General features: G+C 62.0%; 16 protein-coding genes and 1 riboswitch. Of the genes, 13 read left to right on the forward strand and 3 right to left on the reverse strand.

Going from position 1 to position 18,756, the window contains the following annotated elements:
* Nucleotides 1–192: 192 nt before the first annotated feature.
* From ACTD9P_RS11270 to ACTD9P_RS11290, 5 genes are read left to right on the forward strand one after another with little or no spacing between them, the layout of a single operon-like run.
* Nucleotides 193–1,482 (forward strand): OprD family porin, encoded by a 1,290-nt coding sequence (locus tag ACTD9P_RS11270; protein ID WP_438867791.1) that lies wholly within the window; start codon nt 193–195, stop codon nt 1,480–1,482.
* Between the two features lie 32 nt (nt 1,483–1,514).
* Nucleotides 1,515–2,498 carry a Bug family tripartite tricarboxylate transporter substrate binding protein gene (locus ACTD9P_RS11275; RefSeq protein WP_438867792.1) on the forward strand — a complete coding sequence of 328 codons (984 nt, stop codon included), beginning with the start codon at nt 1,515–1,517 and terminating at the stop codon, nt 2,496–2,498.
* A gap of 60 nt (nt 2,499–2,558) precedes the next feature.
* Nucleotides 2,559–3,017, forward strand: a complete 459-nt coding sequence (locus tag ACTD9P_RS11280; RefSeq protein WP_056857383.1) for a tripartite tricarboxylate transporter TctB family protein — start codon at nt 2,559–2,561, stop codon at nt 3,015–3,017.
* Nucleotide 3,018: 1 nt separating this feature from the next.
* Entirely contained in the window at nt 3,019–4,533 is a 1,515-nt protein-coding gene (locus tag ACTD9P_RS11285) for a tripartite tricarboxylate transporter permease (protein WP_200430701.1), read from the forward strand.
* The gene (locus tag ACTD9P_RS11290; RefSeq protein WP_438867793.1) at nt 4,526–5,563 is read left to right on the forward strand and encodes an AbrB family transcriptional regulator; all 1,038 of its coding nucleotides are present in this window, start codon (nt 4,526–4,528) and stop codon (nt 5,561–5,563) included. Before ACTD9P_RS11285 ends, ACTD9P_RS11290 begins: the two co-directional genes overlap by 8 nt.
* 126 nt (nt 5,564–5,689) lie before the next feature.
* On the opposite strand, the gene ung is transcribed toward ACTD9P_RS11290, so the two are convergent.
* A complete protein-coding gene (gene ung / locus ACTD9P_RS11295) occupies nt 5,690–6,382 on the reverse strand; it encodes a uracil-DNA glycosylase (RefSeq protein WP_438867794.1) in 693 nt (230 codons plus the stop codon).
* Between the two features lie 136 nt (nt 6,383–6,518).
* Between ung and dspII the strand changes: the two genes are divergently transcribed.
* Nucleotides 6,519–7,631: an enoyl-CoA hydratase/isomerase DspII gene (gene dspII, locus ACTD9P_RS11300; RefSeq protein ID WP_438867795.1), complete on the forward strand. Its 1,113-nt coding sequence runs from the start codon at nt 6,519–6,521 to the stop codon at nt 7,629–7,631.
* Nucleotides 7,632–7,638: 7 nt separating this feature from the next.
* Here dspII and ACTD9P_RS11305 read toward each other — a convergent pair whose 3' ends face one another.
* The gene (locus tag ACTD9P_RS11305; RefSeq protein ID WP_438867796.1) at nt 7,639–8,070 is read right to left on the reverse strand and encodes a DUF3757 domain-containing protein; all 432 of its coding nucleotides are present in this window, start codon (nt 8,068–8,070) and stop codon (nt 7,639–7,641) included.
* A gap of 165 nt (nt 8,071–8,235) precedes the next feature.
* A complete protein-coding gene (locus ACTD9P_RS11310; protein WP_438867797.1) occupies nt 8,236–8,574 on the reverse strand; it encodes a hypothetical protein in 339 nt (112 codons plus the stop codon).
* A 312-nt stretch (nt 8,575–8,886) separates the two neighbouring features.
* A riboswitch (guanidine-I (ykkC/yxkD leader) is annotated at nt 8,887–8,990 on the forward strand.
* Between the two features lie 60 nt (nt 8,991–9,050).
* Here ACTD9P_RS11310 and ACTD9P_RS11315 point away from each other — a divergent pair.
* The 7 genes from ACTD9P_RS11315 (at nt 9,051) to atzF (ending at nt 18,753) form a co-directional block, all read left to right on the forward strand.
* The gene (locus ACTD9P_RS11315; protein ID WP_438867798.1) at nt 9,051–10,118 is read left to right on the forward strand and encodes a putative urea ABC transporter substrate-binding protein; all 1,068 of its coding nucleotides are present in this window, start codon (nt 9,051–9,053) and stop codon (nt 10,116–10,118) included.
* A gap of 12 nt (nt 10,119–10,130) precedes the next feature.
* Entirely contained in the window at nt 10,131–10,946 is an 816-nt protein-coding gene (locus ACTD9P_RS11320) for an ABC transporter permease (protein WP_438867799.1), read from the forward strand.
* Nucleotides 10,943–11,707: an ABC transporter ATP-binding protein gene (locus tag ACTD9P_RS11325; RefSeq protein ID WP_438867800.1), complete on the forward strand. Its 765-nt coding sequence runs from the start codon at nt 10,943–10,945 to the stop codon at nt 11,705–11,707. Before ACTD9P_RS11320 ends, ACTD9P_RS11325 begins: the two co-directional genes overlap by 4 nt.
* A complete protein-coding gene (locus ACTD9P_RS11330; protein ID WP_438867801.1) occupies nt 11,704–12,429 on the forward strand; it encodes an urea amidolyase associated protein UAAP1 in 726 nt (241 codons plus the stop codon). Before ACTD9P_RS11325 ends, ACTD9P_RS11330 begins: the two co-directional genes overlap by 4 nt.
* Before the next feature lie 9 nt (nt 12,430–12,438).
* Complete coding sequence (locus tag ACTD9P_RS11335) at nt 12,439–13,068, forward strand: urea amidolyase associated protein UAAP2 (protein WP_438867802.1); 630 nt, start codon at nt 12,439–12,441, stop codon at nt 13,066–13,068.
* 257 nt (nt 13,069–13,325) lie between these two features.
* A complete protein-coding gene (gene uca, locus ACTD9P_RS11340; RefSeq protein WP_438867804.1) occupies nt 13,326–16,952 on the forward strand; it encodes an urea carboxylase in 3,627 nt (1,208 codons plus the stop codon).
* Between the two features lie 28 nt (nt 16,953–16,980).
* On the forward strand, nt 16,981–18,753 hold the full coding sequence (gene atzF / locus ACTD9P_RS11345; protein ID WP_438867805.1) for an allophanate hydrolase: 1,773 nt from the start codon (nt 16,981–16,983) through the stop codon (nt 18,751–18,753).
* Nucleotides 18,754–18,756 lie beyond the last annotated feature (3 nt).

Consider the following 18,756-nt stretch of genomic DNA (forward strand, 5'->3'; position numbering starts at 1 on the left):
GGGCAGTTTACAGGCGCCGCCTGCCCTGTGAAGCCCGAAAACATTGAAAGACAACTGAAAGGTTAGTGAAAGCTTCGCCCTTTAGCATCCAGCAACGGTGGGTAATGCCCGCTGAGCTACCTGATCCGTAGCGCCCGAAAAACGCCTCGAAGCGTTTTCGCCAAAATAAGAACAATAACGGAGTACACCACAATGCTGTCGACCCAGCCCCAGGCTTGCCCGCCTGTGCGTTTTTCCCGTCTTGCCAAGACCGCCCTTGCCAGTGCCACCGCCCTTGCCAGCTTTTCGCCGCTTAGCCAGGCTGCCTTCTTCGAAGACAGCAGCGCTACGCTGGAAACTCGCAACATGTACTTCAACCGCGACTTTCGCGACGGCACCAGCGCGCAACAATCCAAGCGCGACGAATGGGCGCAGGGCTTCATGCTCAATCTGCAATCGGGCTACACCGACGGTACCGTCGGCTTTGGCGTGGACGCGCTGGGCATGCTTGGGGTCAAGCTCGACTCCAGCCCCGACCGCACCGGCAGCGGCTTGCTGCCCACCGACAACGGCCGGGCTGTTGACGACTACTCCAAACTCGGCCTGACCGGCAAAGTGAAGATCTCGGCCACCGAACTCAAGATCGGCGCGCTGATCCCTGAACTGCCGATCCTCAAGCCCAACGACGGCCGCATCCTGCCGCAGACCTTCAACGGTGGCTTGCTGACCTCCAAAGAATTCAAGAACCTGGTGTTTACCGGCGGCCGCCTGGATAAAGCCAAAGACCGCGACTCCACCGACTACGAAGAAATCGCCCTCAACAACAAGAACAGCCGTTTCGTCAGCGGCGCTACCGGCAAGCACTTCAACTTCGGCGGCGTTGACTACAAGTTCGCCGACAAGATCACCGGCAGCTACCACTTCGCCCAACTTGATGACGTGTACCGCCAGCACTTCCTCGGCCTGGTCGCCTCGCGCCCGTTGGGCCCCGGCACCTTCGGCACCGACCTGCGCCTGGCCATCAGCGATGACACGGGCGCGGCCCATGGCGGCAAGATCGACAACAAATCCCTCAACGGCCTGTTCAGCTATGCCCTCAATGGCCATAAGCTCAGCGCCGGCTACCAGCACATGTCCGGCGACAGCGCCTTTCCGTATGTGGATGGGGCCGACCCGTACCTGGTCAACTTCGTACAGATCAACGACTTTGCCGGCGCCGAAGAACGCTCCTGGCAAGCGCGCTACGACTACGACTTCGCCAAGCTGGGCATTCCCGGCCTGAGTTTCATGAGCCGTTACCTGTCAGGTGACAACATCAAGCTCAAGAACGGCGAGACCGGCAAGGAGTGGGAGCGCAACAGCGAGATTCGCTACATCGTACAAAGCGGCACGTTCAAGGATGTCGCGTTTCGCCTGCGTAATGCCACGTATCGTTCCAACTACTCGGCCCGTGATGCGGATGAAGTGCGCGTGCTGGTGAGTTACAGCCTGGCTCTTTGGTAGTCGTACCCCATAACAACAAGACGGAGTTAAAAATGACCTATTCACTGCGTAAATTGGCCCTCGCCGCCGGCTGCATGCTGTTCGCCGGGCAACTGCTGGCCGCCGACGAACCCAAGCGCCCGGAATGCATCGCCCCAGCTTCGCCTGGCGGTGGTTTTGACCTGACCTGCAAACTGGCGCAAAGCGCGTTGGTCAATGAAAAGCTGTTGAGTAAACCGATGCGCGTCACCTACATGCCCGGCGGCGTAGGCGCGGTGGCCTACAACGCGGTGGTCGCCCAGCGCCCGGCCGACGCCGGCACGCTGGTGGCCTGGTCCAGCGGTTCGTTGTTGAACCTGGCCCAAGGCAAGTTCGGCCGTTTTGATGAAAGCGCGGTGCGTTGGTTGGCAGCGGTCGGCACCAGCTACGGTGCCATCGCAGTGAAAAGCGACTCGCCCTACAAAAACCTCGACGATCTCGTCAAAGCCCTGAAGAAAGATCCGGGCAGCGTGGTGATCGGTTCCGGCGGCACAGTTGGCAGCCAGGACTGGATGCAAACCGCCCTGATCGCCAAGGCCGCCGGGATCAACCCGCGCGAGCTGCGTTACGTGGCCCTCGAAGGCGGCGGTGAAATCGCCACCGCCCTGCTCGGCGGCCACATCCAGGTGGGCAGTACCGACATCTCCGACTCCATGCCGCACATCCTCAGCGGTGACATGCGCCTGCTCGCCGTGTTCGCTGAAGAGCGCCTGGACGAGCCGGAAATGAAGAATATTCCGACCGCCAAAGAGCAAGGCTACGACATCGTCTGGCCAGTGGTTCGTGGCTTCTACCTCGGGCCAAAAGTCAGCGATGCCGATTACGCCTGGTGGAAAGACGCGTTCGACAAACTGCTGGCCTCCGAAGAGTTCGCCAAGCTGCGTGACCAGCGCGAGCTGTTCCCGTTTGCCATGACCGGCCCGGAGCTGGACACCTACGTGAAGAAGCAGGTGGCTGACTACAAAGTGCTGGCCAAAGAGTTCGGCCTGATCCAGTAATCGCCCCTCTTTTGCTCGGCCGCGCCCTCCTCAACGGGCGGCGCGGCCCAGGAGTTCCACATGCTCTTACAACGCATTTTCGCCTCGGTGATGCTGCTGGTCTGCGCCGGCCTGGCACTGATGGCCTGGCCGTATCAGGCGGCGTTTTCCTACGAGCCGGTCGGGCCACGTGCCTACCCGCTGCTGATGCTCGGCCTGATGAGCCTGGGCCTGATCTACATGATCTTTCGCCCGCAGCCTACCAAGCACACCGAAGAAGAACCGGCACTGGACCGCGAAACCCTGATCAAGATCAGTATCTGCGTCGCCCTGCTGATCGTGTTTGCCGGCACTTTCGAGCCCTTGGGTTTCATCCTCAGCAGCATGCTGATCGGCATTCCGATGGCACGCCTGTATGGCGGGCGCTGGCTGCCCAGCGTGGTGATCGTCACCCTCATGGCTATCGGCCTGTACCTGCTGTTCGACAAGGCCATGGATGTACCGCTGCCCCTCGGCCTGCTTGAAGTTCTGGAGAACTGATATGGATACGTTCAGCTATTTGGGCCAGGGCTTCGGCGTTGCACTGACCCCTTACAACCTGGTGACCGCGCTGTGCGGCACCTTGATCGGCACTGTGGTCGGCCTGTTGCCGGGCCTGGGCCCAATCAACGGCGTGGCCTTGTTGATCCCCATCGCGTTCGCCTTGGGCCTGCCGCCGGAGTCGGCGCTGATCCTGCTCGCAGCCGTGTACCTGGGCTGCGAATACGGCGGCCGTATCAGTTCGATCCTGCTCAACATCCCGGGCGAAGCGTCTACCGTAATGACCACCCTCGACGGCTACCCGATGGCCCGCAAAGGCCTGGCCGGTGTGGCGTTGTCGCTGTCGGCATGGAGTTCGTTCATCGGCGCGTTTATCGCCACCTGCGGCATGGTGCTGTTTGCGCCGCTGTTGGCCAAATGGGCGATTGCCTTCGGCCCGGCGGAATATTTCGTACTGATGGTGTTCGCGATTGTCTGCCTGGGCGGCATGGCCGGTGACAAACCGCTGAAGACGTTTGTTGCGGCGTTGATCGGCCTGTTCCTCTCCGCCGTCGGCATCGATGCCAACAGCGGCGTGTACCGTTTTACCGGCGACAACATCCACCTCACCGACGGCATCCAGTTTGTGGTGTTGGTACTGGGCCTGTTCTCCATCAGCGAAATCCTGTTGTTGCTGGAAAAAACCCACCGTGGCCAGGAAGCCGTGAAAGCCACTGGGCGCATGATGTTCAACGTCAAGGAAGCCGCATCGGTGTTTGTCGTGAACATTCGTTGCGGCGTGCTCGGCTTTATCATGGGTGTCTTGCCGGGTGCCGGCGCGACCTTGGCCAGTGCCGTGGCCTACATGACCGAGAAGCGCATCGCCGGTGCCTCGGGCGAATTCGGTAAAGGTGACAAACGCGGTCTGGCTGCACCGGAAACCGCGATCGGCGCGGCCGCTTGTGGCGCTCTGGTCCCCATGTTGACTCTCGGCGTGCCAGGTTCTGGCACCACCGCAGTGATGATCGGCGCCCTGTCGCTGTACAACATCACCCCCGGCCCGCTGCTGTTCCAACAACAGCCGGACATCGTCTGGGGCCTGATCGCTTCGTTGTTTATCGCCAACGTCATGCTGGTGATCCTCAACATCCCGATGATCCGCATCTTCACGCGCATCCTCGCCGTGCCGAACTGGGCGCTGGTGCCAATCATCGCCATCATCACCGCAATCGGGGTGTACGCGGTTCACGCCACCACCTTCGACCTGTTCCTGATGGTCGGCATCGGCATCTTCGGTTACATCCTGCGCAAGCTCGACTTCCCGCTGTCGCCGGTACTGCTGGGCTTTATCCTCGGTGGCCTGATGGAGCAGAACCTGCGCCGCGCGCTGTCGATCTCCAACGGTGCGCTGGAGATCCTCTGGTCCAGCCCCATCACCTTTGGCGTGTGGGTACTGACGGCAATCATGTTGTTCGTACCGCTGCTGCGTATCTGGCGTAAACGTGCCCAACAGCGTCGTGCCCTGGCCGATGTCTGAGGTCACTTTTAAACAATGGTGGGCAACACCGCTGGTCGGCCTGGCCGGCGGTTACCTGGCCAGCCTTGTCGGCTGGCCTTTGCCGTATATGGTCGGCTCGTTGCTGGCGATTATCCTGGTGCGCTGCCTCACGCCGTGGCAGTTGGCCGAGATTCCCGGCGGGCGCAAATGTGGCCAATGGGTAGTAGGCATTGGCATCGGCCTGCACTTCACGCCGGTGGTGATCGAGCAGGTGATGAGCCACTTCGGCCTGATTTTCTTCGGTGCGCTGATCACCAGCCTGTCGAGCGTGGTCGGTGTGTGGTTGATGCGCCGCAGCGGTGAAGACCGCGCCACCGCGTTTTTCTCCAGCATGCCGGGCGGTTCCGGTGAAATGGTCAACCTCGGCGCCCGCAATGGCGCAGTGCTCAGCCGCGTCGCGGCGGGCCAAAGCCTGCGGGTGCTGGTGGTGGTGCTGTGTGTACCGGCGATCTTCAAGTACTTGCTCGAAGGTGGCACGCCGCAGTTTCACCCCGCGCCGGTAAGTTGGGGTTGGCTGGCGCTGCTGTTTCCGCTGGGTGCGCTGGTGGCCTGGGGCTGGCAGCGTTTACGTCAACCCAACCCGTGGCTGTTCGGGCCGCTGTTGGTCAGCGCGACGGCCAGTGTTGTCTGGGACTTGCATTACGGCCTGCCGGACGGCGGCAGCCAGATCGGCCAATGGCTGATCGGCAGCGGCCTGGGCTGCCACTTCAACCGTCAGTTCTTCCGCCGTGCGCCGTCGTTTATGGGCCGTACCTTGATCGGCACCGCCTTGACCATGGCACTTGCGACATTGGCGGCAGTGGGCTTGAGTGCGCTGACGCAGCTGGACTTGCGCTCACTCACCCTGGGCATGATGCCGGGCGGCATTGCCGAAATGAGCCTCACCGCCGAGACCTTGCAACTGTCGGTGCCTTTGGTAACGGCGATGCAGGTAATGCGTTTGTTGTTTGTGCTGTTTTTGGCCGAGCCGTTGTTCAGGCACTGGAATCGTCAGCCGAACAAGATATAAAGCCAGGCGCAGTTCAAAATGTGGGAGCGGGCTTGCTCGCGAAAGCGGTGTGTCAGTCGATACATTCAGTGACTGGCACTCCCTCTTCGCGAGCAAGCCCGCTCCCACATTTGAATGTGTTTGGCCTTAAATGGGCGGCAATCGCCACTCAATCGGCGTCTCGCCATTCTGCTCAAGAAACTTGTTGGTACGGCCGAAGTGCCCACACCCCAAAAACCCACGATACGCCGACAGCGGCGACGGGTGCACCGACGTCAGCACCAGGTGCTTGGTCGCATCCACCAGCTTTTGCTTGCCTTGCGCATGGGCGCCCCACAACAGGAACACCAGATGCGGCTGGTGCTCGCTGACCACTTCGATCACACGATCAGTAAAGAACTGCCAGCCCTTGCCCGCGTGGGCATTGGCATTCGCGCGCTCCACGGTCATGGTGGTGTTGAGCATCAGCACGCCCTGGTCGGCCCAGCTTTGCAGGCAGCCGTGGCTGGGGATGTCGATGTTCAGGTCACGCTTGAGTTCTTTGTAGATATTGACCAGCGACGGCGGCGTCGGCACGCCCGGTTGTACCGAGAAACACAGGCCATGGGCCTGGCCGGGGCCGTGGTAAGGGTCCTGGCCGAGGATCACCACCTTGACCTTGTCCAACGGCGTTGAGTTGAGCGCGTTGAAAATCAATGGGCCAGGCGGGTAGATCTCTTTGCCGGCGGCATGTTCCTGGCGCAGGAATTCGCGCAGTTCGGCCATGTAGGGCTTGTCGAACTCATCCCGCAGGGCGTGTTTCCAGCTGGGTTCGAGTTTGATACGGTCGCCTTCGGTCATGGTCTGTTCATCGTGTAAAAAAAGAATGGGCGAACCCTAGGAAAGCCGACCCCGCTTGTCAATTGATCTGACACATCATCGGCACTTTCCCACGGAGCGATCATACTGATCTCTCACTGTCTCGATTGAGGTCACAATGAACCTGCACTTCGAAGAGCTGACCGGCAGCGACGGTGCCCGCCTCGGCATCGCTAGCCTGGACGCGGAAAAATCCCTCAACGCGCTGTCCCTGCCCATGATTCTGGCCTTGGACGAACGCCTGGAGGCCTGGGCCAAAGACCCGAATATCGTGTGTGTGCTGCTGCGCGGCAATGGGCCAAAAGCCTTTTGCGCCGGTGGCGAAGTCCGCAGCCTTGCCCAGGCCTGCCGTGAGCAGCCCGGCGTCGTGCCAGCGCTGGCCGCGCAGTTCTTCGCCGCTGAGTACCGCCTCGACTACCGCCTGCACACCTACCCCAAACCGCTCATCTGCTGGGGCCACGGCTATGTGCTGGGCGGCGGTATGGGCCTGCTGCAGAGCGCTTCGGTGCGCATCGTCACACCGAGCAGCAGCCTGGCCATGCCCGAGATCAGCATAGGGTTGTACCCGGATGTGGGGGCCAGTGGGTTCCTGTCGCGGTTACCGGGCAAGCTGGGGTTATTTCTTGGCCTCACCGGCGCCCATATCAACGGCCGTGATGCGCTGGACCTGGGCCTGGCCGACCGTTTCCTGCGCGATGACCAGCAGGAAGCGTTGATAGACGGCCTGCTGCAACTGAACTGGCAGGAACAAACCGCGATGCAGCTCAACAGCCTGCTCAAGGCACTCGCCCAGGAAGCCGTCGGCCAGCAACCCGAAGCGCAATGGCTGCCCCGCCGTGCGCAGATCGATGAGTGGCTGGATGTGGGTGATGTGCGCTGTGCCTGGCGTGCCTTGAGCCTGTTACGCGAACATGCCGACCCGCTGTTCAGCCGCGCCGGCAAAAACCTGAGTGAAGGCTGCCCGCTGACTGCTCATTTGGTGTGGGAGCAGATCCAGCGAGCGCGGCACCTGTCCTTGGCCGAAGTGTTTCAGATGGAATACACCCTGAGCCTCAATTGCTGCCGTCACCCGGAGTTTGCCGAAGGTGTGCGGGCGCGCTTGATCGATAAGGACCAGACGCCCCATTGGCATTGGCCGGATGTCAACAGCGTGCCGGACGCTGTGGTGCAGGCGCACTTCGCCAAAGCGTGGGATGGCAGGCACCCGCTGGCAGACTTGTCCGACTATTGACAGGCGATCAATTCAGCCGCCGGACGGTAAATGAGCAATTATCCGGCTGGCTGTCCTGGCAGATATAAACAGGCTGCCCCAACGGATCAACGGTGGCTTGCCAATACAAGGTCGAGGTCAGCGACATCGTATTGAGTTTTCCCGGCACGCCGTACCGCAACGCGACCACCCCACCGCTGCCCATACGGTATACACACTTTTCCAGGAAGCCGTTTTGCCGCTCCTGCCCTTTGCCCGGCGTAAAGAGCGCACCCACAAAACGGTCGGCAAAATCACTTAAGCCGACATTGGGGCTCTGCCACAGCGCACTCCCACTCTCGGCCTGGAAGTGGCCGTCCATATACTTGACCGACTCGGCATAAGGGCACCCCTGCTCGGCCTTGGCCTGTGCAATACCCATGGCTATCACAAACCATAAACATACCAATCGCTTGATCATAAGACGTTCCATTAACCCACTGATACCAACGGCACGCACAACGGCGTACCGGCAGTGAAGTACAACTGAAACCCCGAAGATAGCTGTTAATTCTGACAGTATGGATAAACGGTACACATAAAAAAAAAAAGCGGCGCTTGGCGCGCCGCTTGAAGTCATTGCCCGCTATCGATGGCCACCGCGGCCACCGCCATGATCGCCGCCCGGGCCCCGCCCGCCGTTGCCCCAATGCCCGCCTCCCCAGCCCTGGTTCGGGTAAGGCCGGTAACCGGGCCGTGGGTAATAACGCGGCGCCGGCTGGTAATAGCGCGGCGCCGAGTAATAGCGCGGCGGCGGCGCATAGTAGCCGCGCCCGTACAGGTAGGTGGGGCCGCCGTAATAATAAGCTGGCGCCGGTGCGGTGTAGACCTCGGAGCGGTAGTAAGTGGCACCGCCATCGTAATAGGGCACACACGCAGAAAGGGTCAGGCCGAATAAAGCACTAAGCAGCAGTCGTCGATACATGGCGGCCTCCTGGACCGCTGGGGAGCACCTCCAGCGACGCTGAAGGGCGGCATTCGTCTTTCAATGAATGACGAAATATCTGACATCAAAAACCGAATCTGGTGCGTTTTTGACACAGCTTGAAATACCTGTTTCAGACGAGATGAACGCCTCATTGCAGTGCGATGGCGCACCAGCACAACGCACTTCAGCGTCACAACGCACACCCACCCCATGCAAACCTGCGTCCTACAGGCCCGCCGAGTACTTGGCACGACTCTCGCTTTAGCAAGCCTGTGCAGGATTCATCACAGGTTCGCGGCACCACAATTTGCAATGGCCGACTAGGGTTCCGGCTCGCTTGAAAAGCGAGTGGCTGGTCCGAGAGTTGGCGACCTCCAGTTGAGGTTACACGGCGGGATAAAAGCCCGGGAGACAAGCCACCGTTCACGGTGCCGCGTTGCTCCTGCTCGCCCATGTTCAACTGGAGAAGCCCCATGCCCGCAATCCGTTTACCCGCCCTGCTCGCCGCCGCCTTCGCCGCCGTGCTGAGCTTTCAAACCCAAGCTGCTGCCAAAGACCACTTCAGTGTGTGCTGGACGATCTATGCCGGCTGGATGCCGTGGGAATACGCCGGCAGCCAAGGCATCCTCGACAAGTGGGCCAGCAAGTACGGCATCAAGATCGACATGGTGCAGCTCAATGACTATGTCGAGTCCATCAACCAATACACCGCCGGCCAGTTCGACGGCTGCACCATGACCAACATGGACGCCCTGACCATTCCCGCCGCCGGTGGTGTGGACAGCACTGCGCTGGTGGTCAGCGACTTCTCCAATGGCAACGATGGCGTGGTGATCAAGGGCACCGGCAAGACCGTGGCCGACCTCAAGGGCATGAACGTCAACCTGGTGGAACTCTCGGTCTCCCACTACCTGCTGGCCCGCGCGCTGGAGTCGGCCGACCTCACCGAAAAAGACCTCAAAGTGGTCAACACCTCCGACGCCGACATCGCTGCGGCCTTCAACACCGACCAGGTACAAGCCGTGACCACCTGGAACCCGATGCTCTCCGAGATCAAGGCCAAACCGGGCGTCACCCAAGTGTTCGACTCCAGCAAAGTGCCCGGCGAAATCATGGACATGATGGTGGTCAACACCCAAACCCTCAAAGACAACCCGGCCCTGGGCAAAGCGCTGACCGGCGCGTGGTTTGAAGTCGTCGCGCTGATGAACGCCAAAAACGCTGCCAGCACCGAGGCGCTTGGGCATATGGCCAAAGCCTCGGGCACCGACCTCAAGGGTTTCCAGGCGCAACTGGACACCACCAAGCTGTTCGCCACGCCCAAGGAAGCCCTGGCCTTCGCCACCAGCGCGCAATTGCCTGCCACCATGCGCAAGGTCGCCGAGTTCTCGTTTGAACACGGCCTGCTCGGCGAAGGCGCCAAGGACACCAACGCCGTGGGCATGAGCTTCGCCAATGGCATAACCAGCGGCGACACCACCAACCTCAAGCTGCATTTCGACCCCAGCTACGTGCAGATGGCCGCCGACGGCACGCTGTAAGAGGACCCGGCCATGCGCCTGATCAACCGTCACCCGGAACGCTCCAGCCGCCTGCTGTTGGTGCTTCTGCCGTTCGCCCTGCTGCTGTTCGCCTACTTTGTGGGCTCGGCCGAGCGCCTGGCGGATAACCCCAATGACAAGCTGCTGCCCAGCGCCCTGCAGATGGGCGACGCGGTTAAACGCCTGGCGTTCAGTGCCGATACGCGCACCGGTGAATACGTGCTGTGGCAAGACAGCGCCTCCAGCCTGCGCCGCCTGGCCATCGGTTTAGGCATCAGTGCCCTCGCCGGCCTGTGCCTGGGGATTGCCGCCGGTACGCTGCCGCTGTTTGGCGCGCCGTTGTCGCCCCTGCTCACGGTGCTGTCAATGGTGCCGCCTTTGGCGATATTGCCGATTCTGTTCATCGTGTTCGGCCTGGGCGAACTGTCCAAGGTGATGCTGATTGTCATCGGTATCACCCCGGCGCTGGCCCGTGACCTGGAGCAACGCGCGCGGGAAATCCCCGTGGAGCTGCTGGTCAAGGCGCAAACCCTCGGCGCGTCCACCTGGACCTTGATGCTGCGCGTGGTGCTGCCGCAATTGCTGCCGCGCCTGCTGATCTCGCTGCGGCTGATGCTCGGCTCGGCGTGGTTGTTCCTGATCGCCGCCGAAGCCATCGCCTCCACCGACGGCCTCGGCTACCGGATCTTCCTGGTGCGCCGCTACCTGGCGATGGACGTGATTGTGCCCTACGTGGTGTGGATCACCCTGCTCGCCTGGCTGATGGACTGGGGCCTCAAAACCCTCACGCGGCGTGCGTTCCCCTGGTACGAAGGAGCGCGGGCATGAGCTTTATCAGCGTCAACAATGTGTGGCAGCGCTATGGCGAACAGGTGGTGCTGGAAGGGCTCAACCTGCACGTCGATGAAGGCGAATTCTGCACACTGGTGGGCACCTCCGGCTGCGGCAAATCGACCTTCCTGCGCTTGTTGCTGGGCCAGGAAACCGCGAGCAAGGGCCAGATCCTGCTGGACGGCCAACCCCTTGCCGGCGAGCCGGATGCCAGCCGTGGCGTGGTGTTCCAGCGTTACTCGGTGTTCCCGCATCTGACTGTGCTGGACAACGTTGCGCTGGGCCTTGAGCTACCGCGCTCACGCTTGCTGGGTCGGCTGTTCGGCAAAGCCAAACAAGAGGCACGGGAACAGGCCGCCGCCCTGCTGCAAAAAGTCGGCCTCGGCCACGCACTGGACAAATACCCGGCGCAGCTCTCCGGCGGCATGCAACAACGCCTGGCCATCGCCCAGGCCCTGATCATGAAACCGCGCGTATTGCTGCTGGACGAACCCTTCGGCGCCCTCGACCCGGGCATTCGCAAAGACATGCATCAGCTGTTGCTGGCGCTGTGGCGCGAAACCCGGCTGACCGTGTTCATGGTCACCCACGACCTCAGCGAAGGCTTCAGCCTCGGCACGCGCTTGCTGGTGTTCGACAAAGTCCGCGTCGACCCACACGCCCCCGGCGCCTATGGCGCGCGCATCACCTACGACATCCCTTTGAACAGCGAGCGCCGCAAAGCGCTGGCCGCCGAACTTGGAGCGACTGCCAAATGACCGATTCCATTCAACTGTTTCCCCCCTTCGCCGAAGAAATGCTACCCGGCGGCGGCCACCGCTCCTTTGTGCTCAAGCGCGGCCAACTGCTGCGCCTCACGGATATTCGCGGCGGCGCCAACGTCAGCCTGACCTTGCTCAATGCCAATGAAAAAGCCGAGCGCTTGAGCCTGCCCGACAGCCTCAAATGCCAACACACCGCCAAGCTCACCCGCGGCCACTGCCTGTACTCGGACATGGGTCGCGTACTGGCCGCCATCACCGCCGACACCTGTGGCTGGAGTGACAGCATCGGCGGCGTGCTGTGCGCCGCCGAGGTCGCTGAAAAGTACGGCCAGGGCCGTTATCAGGAACTGCGCAACGGCTTCTTCCGCAACGGCACCGACAACCTGCTGGTGGAATTGGGCAAGTGGGGGTTGGGGCTTTGCGACCTGTTGATGACCCTCAACCTGTTCAGCCGAGTCAGCGTTGACGAAAGCGGCGGCCTGCACTTTGTGCCGGGCAATTCCAGGGCGGGTGACTACATCGAACTCTACGCGCCGATGGACACACTGGTGGTGCTGACCGCGCTGCAACACCCGATGGACCCCAACCCGAACTACGCGCCGCAACCGCTGAAACTCAGCTGGATGAACGCCGATTCCAGCGTCGCCGAACACTGCCGTACGTCGCGCCCGGAAAACGAGCGCGGCTTTATCAACACCGACCGCCTGTTCGCCTGAGGAGCTGCCATGTCAATCGCGCTGAAACAACCCGAGGCCGCCGTGTACCGCGCCACCATTCCTGCCGGCGAGCCGTGGCTGATGGAGGTCAAGGCCGGGCAAACCCTGCGCATCCTCGACCTGGAGGGCAACCAGGCCGTCGACACGCTGTTCTACAGCTGCAAAAACCCCAAGGAACGCTACGACGTACAGCGCACATTACGTCGGCAAAACCGCGTGTACCTGGGCACCGGCAGCGTGCTGTATTCCAACCTTGGCCAGCCGATGCTGACCATCGTCGACGACACTTGCGGGCGCCATGACACCCTCGGCGGCGCCTGCGCCCAAGAGAGCAACACCGTGCGCTACGCCCTGGAAAAACGCTACATGCACAGCTGCCGCGACAACTACCTGCGCGCCTGCGCCCATGACGGTCGACTGGGCAAAGGCGACATCGGGCCGAACATCAATTTCTTCATGAATGTGCCAGTCACCGCCGACGGCGGGCTGACCTTTGAAGACGGCATTTCCGCGCCCGGCAAGTACGTCGACCTGCGCGCAGAGATGGACGTGATCGTGCTGATCTCCAACTGCCCGCAATTGAACAACCCGTGCAATGGCTACAACCCGACCCCTGCGGAGTTACTGGTATGGAACTGAAAATGAAACACCTGCGCCGTTGGCTCTTCGCCCTGTGCCAGGCCCGAGCCGGGCAATGCATCCGAAAACACTGACGTTCAAATGTGGGAGCGGGCTTGCTCGCGAATGCGGTGGGTCAGCCAGTGCATCTGTAACTGACACTACGCCTTCGCGAGCAAGCCCGCTCCCACACTTGGATCTTCATTGCTTTCAGAATTAGCACTGCGGACGACCGCAGTCGCTCCCCCACTTTGCGGGACGGCCCGCAGGGTTTTGCCATGTTCGAAAAACTCTTGATCGCCAACCGTGGCGCCATCGCCTGCCGCATCCTGCGCACCTTGCGCGAGCTGCAGGTCAAAGGCATCGCCGTGTACGCCGAAGCCGACGCAGCCAGCCTGCATATTCAACAAGCCGACGAAGCCTACAGCCTCGGTGATGGCGCGGCGGCAGCGACCTACCTGGTAGTGGAAAAAATACTTGCCACCGCCAAGGCCTGTGGCGCCAAGGCGATTCATCCCGGCTACGGGTTTCTCTCAGAGAACGCCGCCTTTGCCCAAGCCTGTGAAGATGCGGGTATCGCCTTCGTCGGCCCTACACCCGAACAGCTGCGTGTATTCGGCCTCAAGCACACCGCGCGGGCCTTGGCCAAGCATCATCAAATTCCATTATTGGAAGGCACCGAGCTGCTCGACAGCCTCGATACCGCGTTGCTGGCAGCCGAAACTGTGGGCTATCCGGTCATGCTCAAAAGCACCGCAGGCGGCGGCGGTATAGGCATGCGTGTGTGCCGCAATGCAACCGAGTTGAGCGAGTCATTTGAGGCAGTCAAACGCCTGGGGCAAAACAACTTCAGCGACGCCGGTGTGTTTATCGAGAAATACATCGAGCACGCCCGCCACCTGGAAGTGCAGGTATTCGGCGACGGCTTGGGCGAAGTCATCGCCCTTGGCGTGCGCGACTGCTCCGTGCAACGGCGCAACCAGAAAGTGCTCGAAGAAACACCTGCGCCGAACCTGCCCGACGGCATGGCGCAGGCCTTGTGCACGGCGGCCATCACCCTGGCCAAGGCCGTCAACTACCGCAGCGCCGGCACCGTGGAGTTTATCTTTGACAGCGCTGATGGCCGCTTCTACTTCCTCGAAGTGAACACGCGCCTGCAGGTAGAACACGGCGTCACCGAACAAGTCTGGGGCGTCGACCTGGTGCGCTGGATGGTGCAATTGGCGGCCGGTGAATTACCCGCGTTGAGCGAGTTGAAGCTGCGCCCTCAGGGCCACGCGATTCAGGCGCGGCTGTACGCGGAAGACCCAGGCAAGGACTTCCAGCCGAGCCCAGGCCTGTTGACCCGAGTGGACTTCCCGACGGCTGAAGGTTTGCGGATCGACACCTGGGTGCAAGCCGGTTGTGAGATCCCGCCCTACTTCGACCCGATGATCGCCAAGCTCATCAGCTGGGCGCCGACCCGCGAACAGGCGCGTCTGAATCTGCATCAGGCCTTGAGCGACAGCCAGCTCTACGGCGTGGAAACCAACCGCGATTACCTGCGCCAAATCCTGCTGGCCCCGCCGTTTGCCAGCGGCCGCCCGTGGACGCGTTGCCTGGAAGGCCTGGTCTACAACGCCAGCACCTTCGAAGTGCTCAGCGCCGGCACCCAAACCAGTGTGCAGGACTACCCCGGCCGCCTCGGCTACTGGGCCGTCGGCGTGCCGCCCTCCGGGCCGATGGACAGCCGCGCGCTGCGCTTGGGCAATCGCCTGCTGGGCAATGATGACGGCGCGGCGGCGCTGGAAATCACCATGAACGGGCCGCGGCTGCGCTTCAACTGCACGGCGGTTGTCGCCGTTACCGGTGCAGCCATCACGCTGTTGCTGAATGACCAGCCGGTGTCGATGAACACCGCGCTGTTGGTTGAAGCAGGCTCGACGTTGAGCCTTGGCACTATTGCTGGAGCAGGTGCGCGCAGCTACCTGTGCCTGCGCGGTGGGTTGCAAGTGCCGGATTACCTGGGCAGCAAAAGCACCTTCACCCTCGGCCAGTTTGGTGGGCACGCCGGGCGCGCTTTACGCACGGGCGATGTGTTGCACTTACTGCCACTGACAGACGTCAGCAACGGGCAGCAATTGATGACTGAAACGCTGCCTGAAGTCCGTACGCTACGGGTGATTTATGGCCCGCATGGTGCGCCGGAATACTTCCTGCCTGAGTACATCGACACCTTCTTCGCCACCCAATGGGAAGTGCACTTCAACTCCAGCCGCACCGGCGTGCGGTTAATCGGGCCGAAGCCTTTGTGGGCGCGCACGGACGGTGGCGAAGCGGGGCTGCATCCGTCGAATATCCATGACAACCCCTATGCCATCGGTGCGGTGGATTTTACTGGGGACATGCCAGTGATCCTGGGGCCGGATGGGCCGAGTCTGGGTGGGTTTGTGTGCCCGGTGACGGTGATCGAGGCCGACCTTTGGCAACTGGGGCAACTCAAGGCGGGTGACAAGCTGCGGTTCGAACCCGTGAACCTCAAAACCGCCCGCGACCTCGCCCTGAAATGGGATCAAATGTGGGAGCCGGGCTTGCTCGCGAACGCGGTGCAACAGTCGCCAGATGGGTTGAATGACACACCGTATTCGCGAGCAAGCCCGCTCCCACATTTGATCGAGTCGCCTGTGGTATTGCATGTAGGCCATGATGACACCCGCCTCATCGCCCGCCTCGCCGGCGACACTCACCTGCTGCTGGAAATCGGCGCGCCCGAACTGGACCTGGTGCTGCGCTTTCGTGCCCACGCCCTCATGCAAGCTTTGGAAACTCTCGCCCTGCCAGGTGTCGTCGATCTGACCCCAGGCATCCGTTCCCTGCAAATCCACTACCACCCCGAACAACTGCCGCTGGCCGATTTGCTGCCACTGATCACCACGCAATGGGCTGCCGTGTGCGCCACCCCCAACCTGCAAGTGCCCTCGCGCATCGTGCACTTGCCGCTGTCGTGGGATGACCCGGCGTGCCAGTTGGCGATCGAAAAATACATGACCACCGTGCGCAAGGATGCGCCGTGGTGCCCGAGCAACCTGGAGTTTATCCGTCGCATCAACGACCTGGCCAACCTCGACGAAGTACGCCACACGGTGTTCGATGCCAGCTACCTGGTGATGGGCCTGGGTGACGTCTACCTCGGCGCCCCGGTGGCCACACCGCTGGACCCGCGCCACCGTCTGGTGACCACCAAATACAACCCGGCGCGCACCTGGACCGCCGAGAATTCGGTGGGCATTGGCGGCGCTTATTTGTGCGTGTACGGCATGGAAGGCCCAGGCGGTTATCAGTTTGTGGGGCGCACCTTGCAGATGTGGAACCGCTACCGGGAAGTCGCGGCGTTTGATGGCAAGCCGTGGTTGTTGCGGTTCTTTGACCAGATCCGCTTTTACCCGGTGACGGCTGATGAGCTGGTGCAGATCCGGCGCGATTTTCCGCTGGGTCGATTTGAATTGAGCATCGAGCACAGCCAGCTGAACCTCGCGGAGTATCAGGACTTCCTCGCGCGCGAAGCCGCAAGCATTGGCGCGTTTCGTGAGCATCAGCAGCACGCCTTCAATGCCGAGCGTGAGCGCTGGATTGCCAGTGGCCAGGCGCATTTCGACAGTGAAGAACTCGCGGCGCCACAGGGTGCAGACACGCCGTTGCAGGCCAACCAAATCAGTGTCGACAGCCCTATCGCCGGCAACCTCTGGCAAGTCCAGGTGGCTGCGGGTGAGCAGGTGTCGGCTGGCGATGTGCTGGTGATTCTGGAGTCGATGAAAATGGAAATCCCGGTGGTCGCGCCGTTCGCCGGCACGGTACGTGAGATCCCGGTGCAACCCGGCAGCGGCATCGGCGCCGGGCAACGGGTGGTGGTGCTCGAACGTGACTGACTCTTCTATTTCTACAGGCGGACAAGCCATGAACCTGCAACTGGACAACCTGCGCAATGCCTACCTGAGCGGCGACACCACGCCCCGTGAAGTGCTGCTGCACCTGCGCGAAAAAGCCGCGCATTTGCACCCCGACTATCACCTGTTCATCCACCTGCTGACCGAGGCGGAACTGGAGCCGTACCTGGCCGCATTGGACGCGCGCGACCCAGCCCAATTGCCGTTGTTCGGCGTGCCGTTTGCGATCAAGGACAACATCGATTTGGCCGGCATCCCCACCACCGCCGCGTGCCCGGCGTTCGCCTATGTGCCGCAACGCAGCGCGACCATTGTCGAGCAGTTGATCGCATTGGGCGCGGTGCCAGTGGGCAAGACCAACCTCGACCAGTTCGCCACCGGCCTCAATGGTAGCCGCTCGCCGTATGGCGCGTGCCCCAACAGCGTGTTGCCCGAGTATCCGTCGGGCGGCTCCAGTGCCGGGTCGTCGCTGGCCGTCGCGTTGGGTGTCGCAAGTTTTGCCCTGGGCACCGACACCGCCGGTTCCGGGCGGGTGCCGGCGGCGCTGAATAACCTGGTGGGGCTCAAGGCGAGTAAAGGCTTGATCTCCACAGCCGGCGTGGTACCGGCGTGCCGTACGCTGGATTGCGTCACCACCTTTACCCGCACCGCGCGCGAGGCCAGCCAGTTACTGGCGCTGACTGCCAGGCTCGATCCGTTGGATGCGTACAGCCGAGCGAACCCGGCGTGGAATGATGCGTCGGCGTTTGGCGCACCCCGCGCATTTCGCTTTGGCGTGCCGCGCGAGCAGGACCTGGAGTACTTCGGTTGCGAGCAAGGCCCGCAGTTGTTTGCGCAGGCCATCGACCGTTTGACGACGCTGGGTGGCGAGCCTGTAACGCTGGACCTGTCGCCGTTCCTGGAAGCGGCGCGCCTGCTCTACGAAGGGCCGTGGGTAGCCGAACGCTACAGCGTGGCCGGCGGACTGATGGAGCAGAACCCCGAGGCGGTGCTGCCGGTGATTCGTGCGGTGCTGGCCAAAGCGCCGGCGGTGAGCGGCGTAGAAGCCTTCCGCGCGCAGTACCGCCTGCAAGCCTTGAAAGCGCAGTGCGATAGCTTACTCGAAGGGCTCGACTGCGTGCTGACGCCGACCATCGGCCGCCCGGTGACGCTGGAAGAACTGCGCGCCGAACCGGTGTTGCGCAATGCCGAACTGGGCTATTACACGAACTTCATGAACCTGCTGGATTACGCCGCCGTCGCCGTGCCCAGCGGCTTTATGCACAACGGTTTACCTTGGGGTGTGACGCTGTTTGGCCGAGCTTTCACCGACCAATACCTGCTGGGCGTGGCGGATGCGTTGCAGCGCCAGCACGATACGTCGCTGCCTGTGCCTGTGGGTAACGCGGGTCATGACGTCACGCGGCTGGTGGTGTGCGGCGCGCATCTACAAGGGTTGGCACTTAATGGTCAATTAGTGCGCCGTGGTGCGCGCCTGCTGGAGCGCACCCACAGCTCGGCCGACTATCAACTGTTCGCGCTGGCCGGTGGGCCGCCCTATCGCCCCGGCATGCTGCGGGTGAGCGAAGGCGGTGTGGCCATTGAGGTGGAAGTGTGGGAGCTGCCGAGCCGCGAATTGGGCTCATTTCTCACTGGCATCCCCGCGCCTTTGGGCCTGGGCAAGGTGCAACTGGCCGACGGGCGCTGGGAAACCGGCTTCATTTGCGAGCCCTACGGCTTGACCGGCGCCGTGGACATCAGCCACTTCGGCGGCTGGCGCGGCTACCTGCGCAGCTTGCAATAGTAG

The organism is Pseudomonas onubensis (assembly GCF_965653655.1).
Lineage (GTDB): Bacteria > Pseudomonadota > Gammaproteobacteria > Pseudomonadales > Pseudomonadaceae > Aquipseudomonas.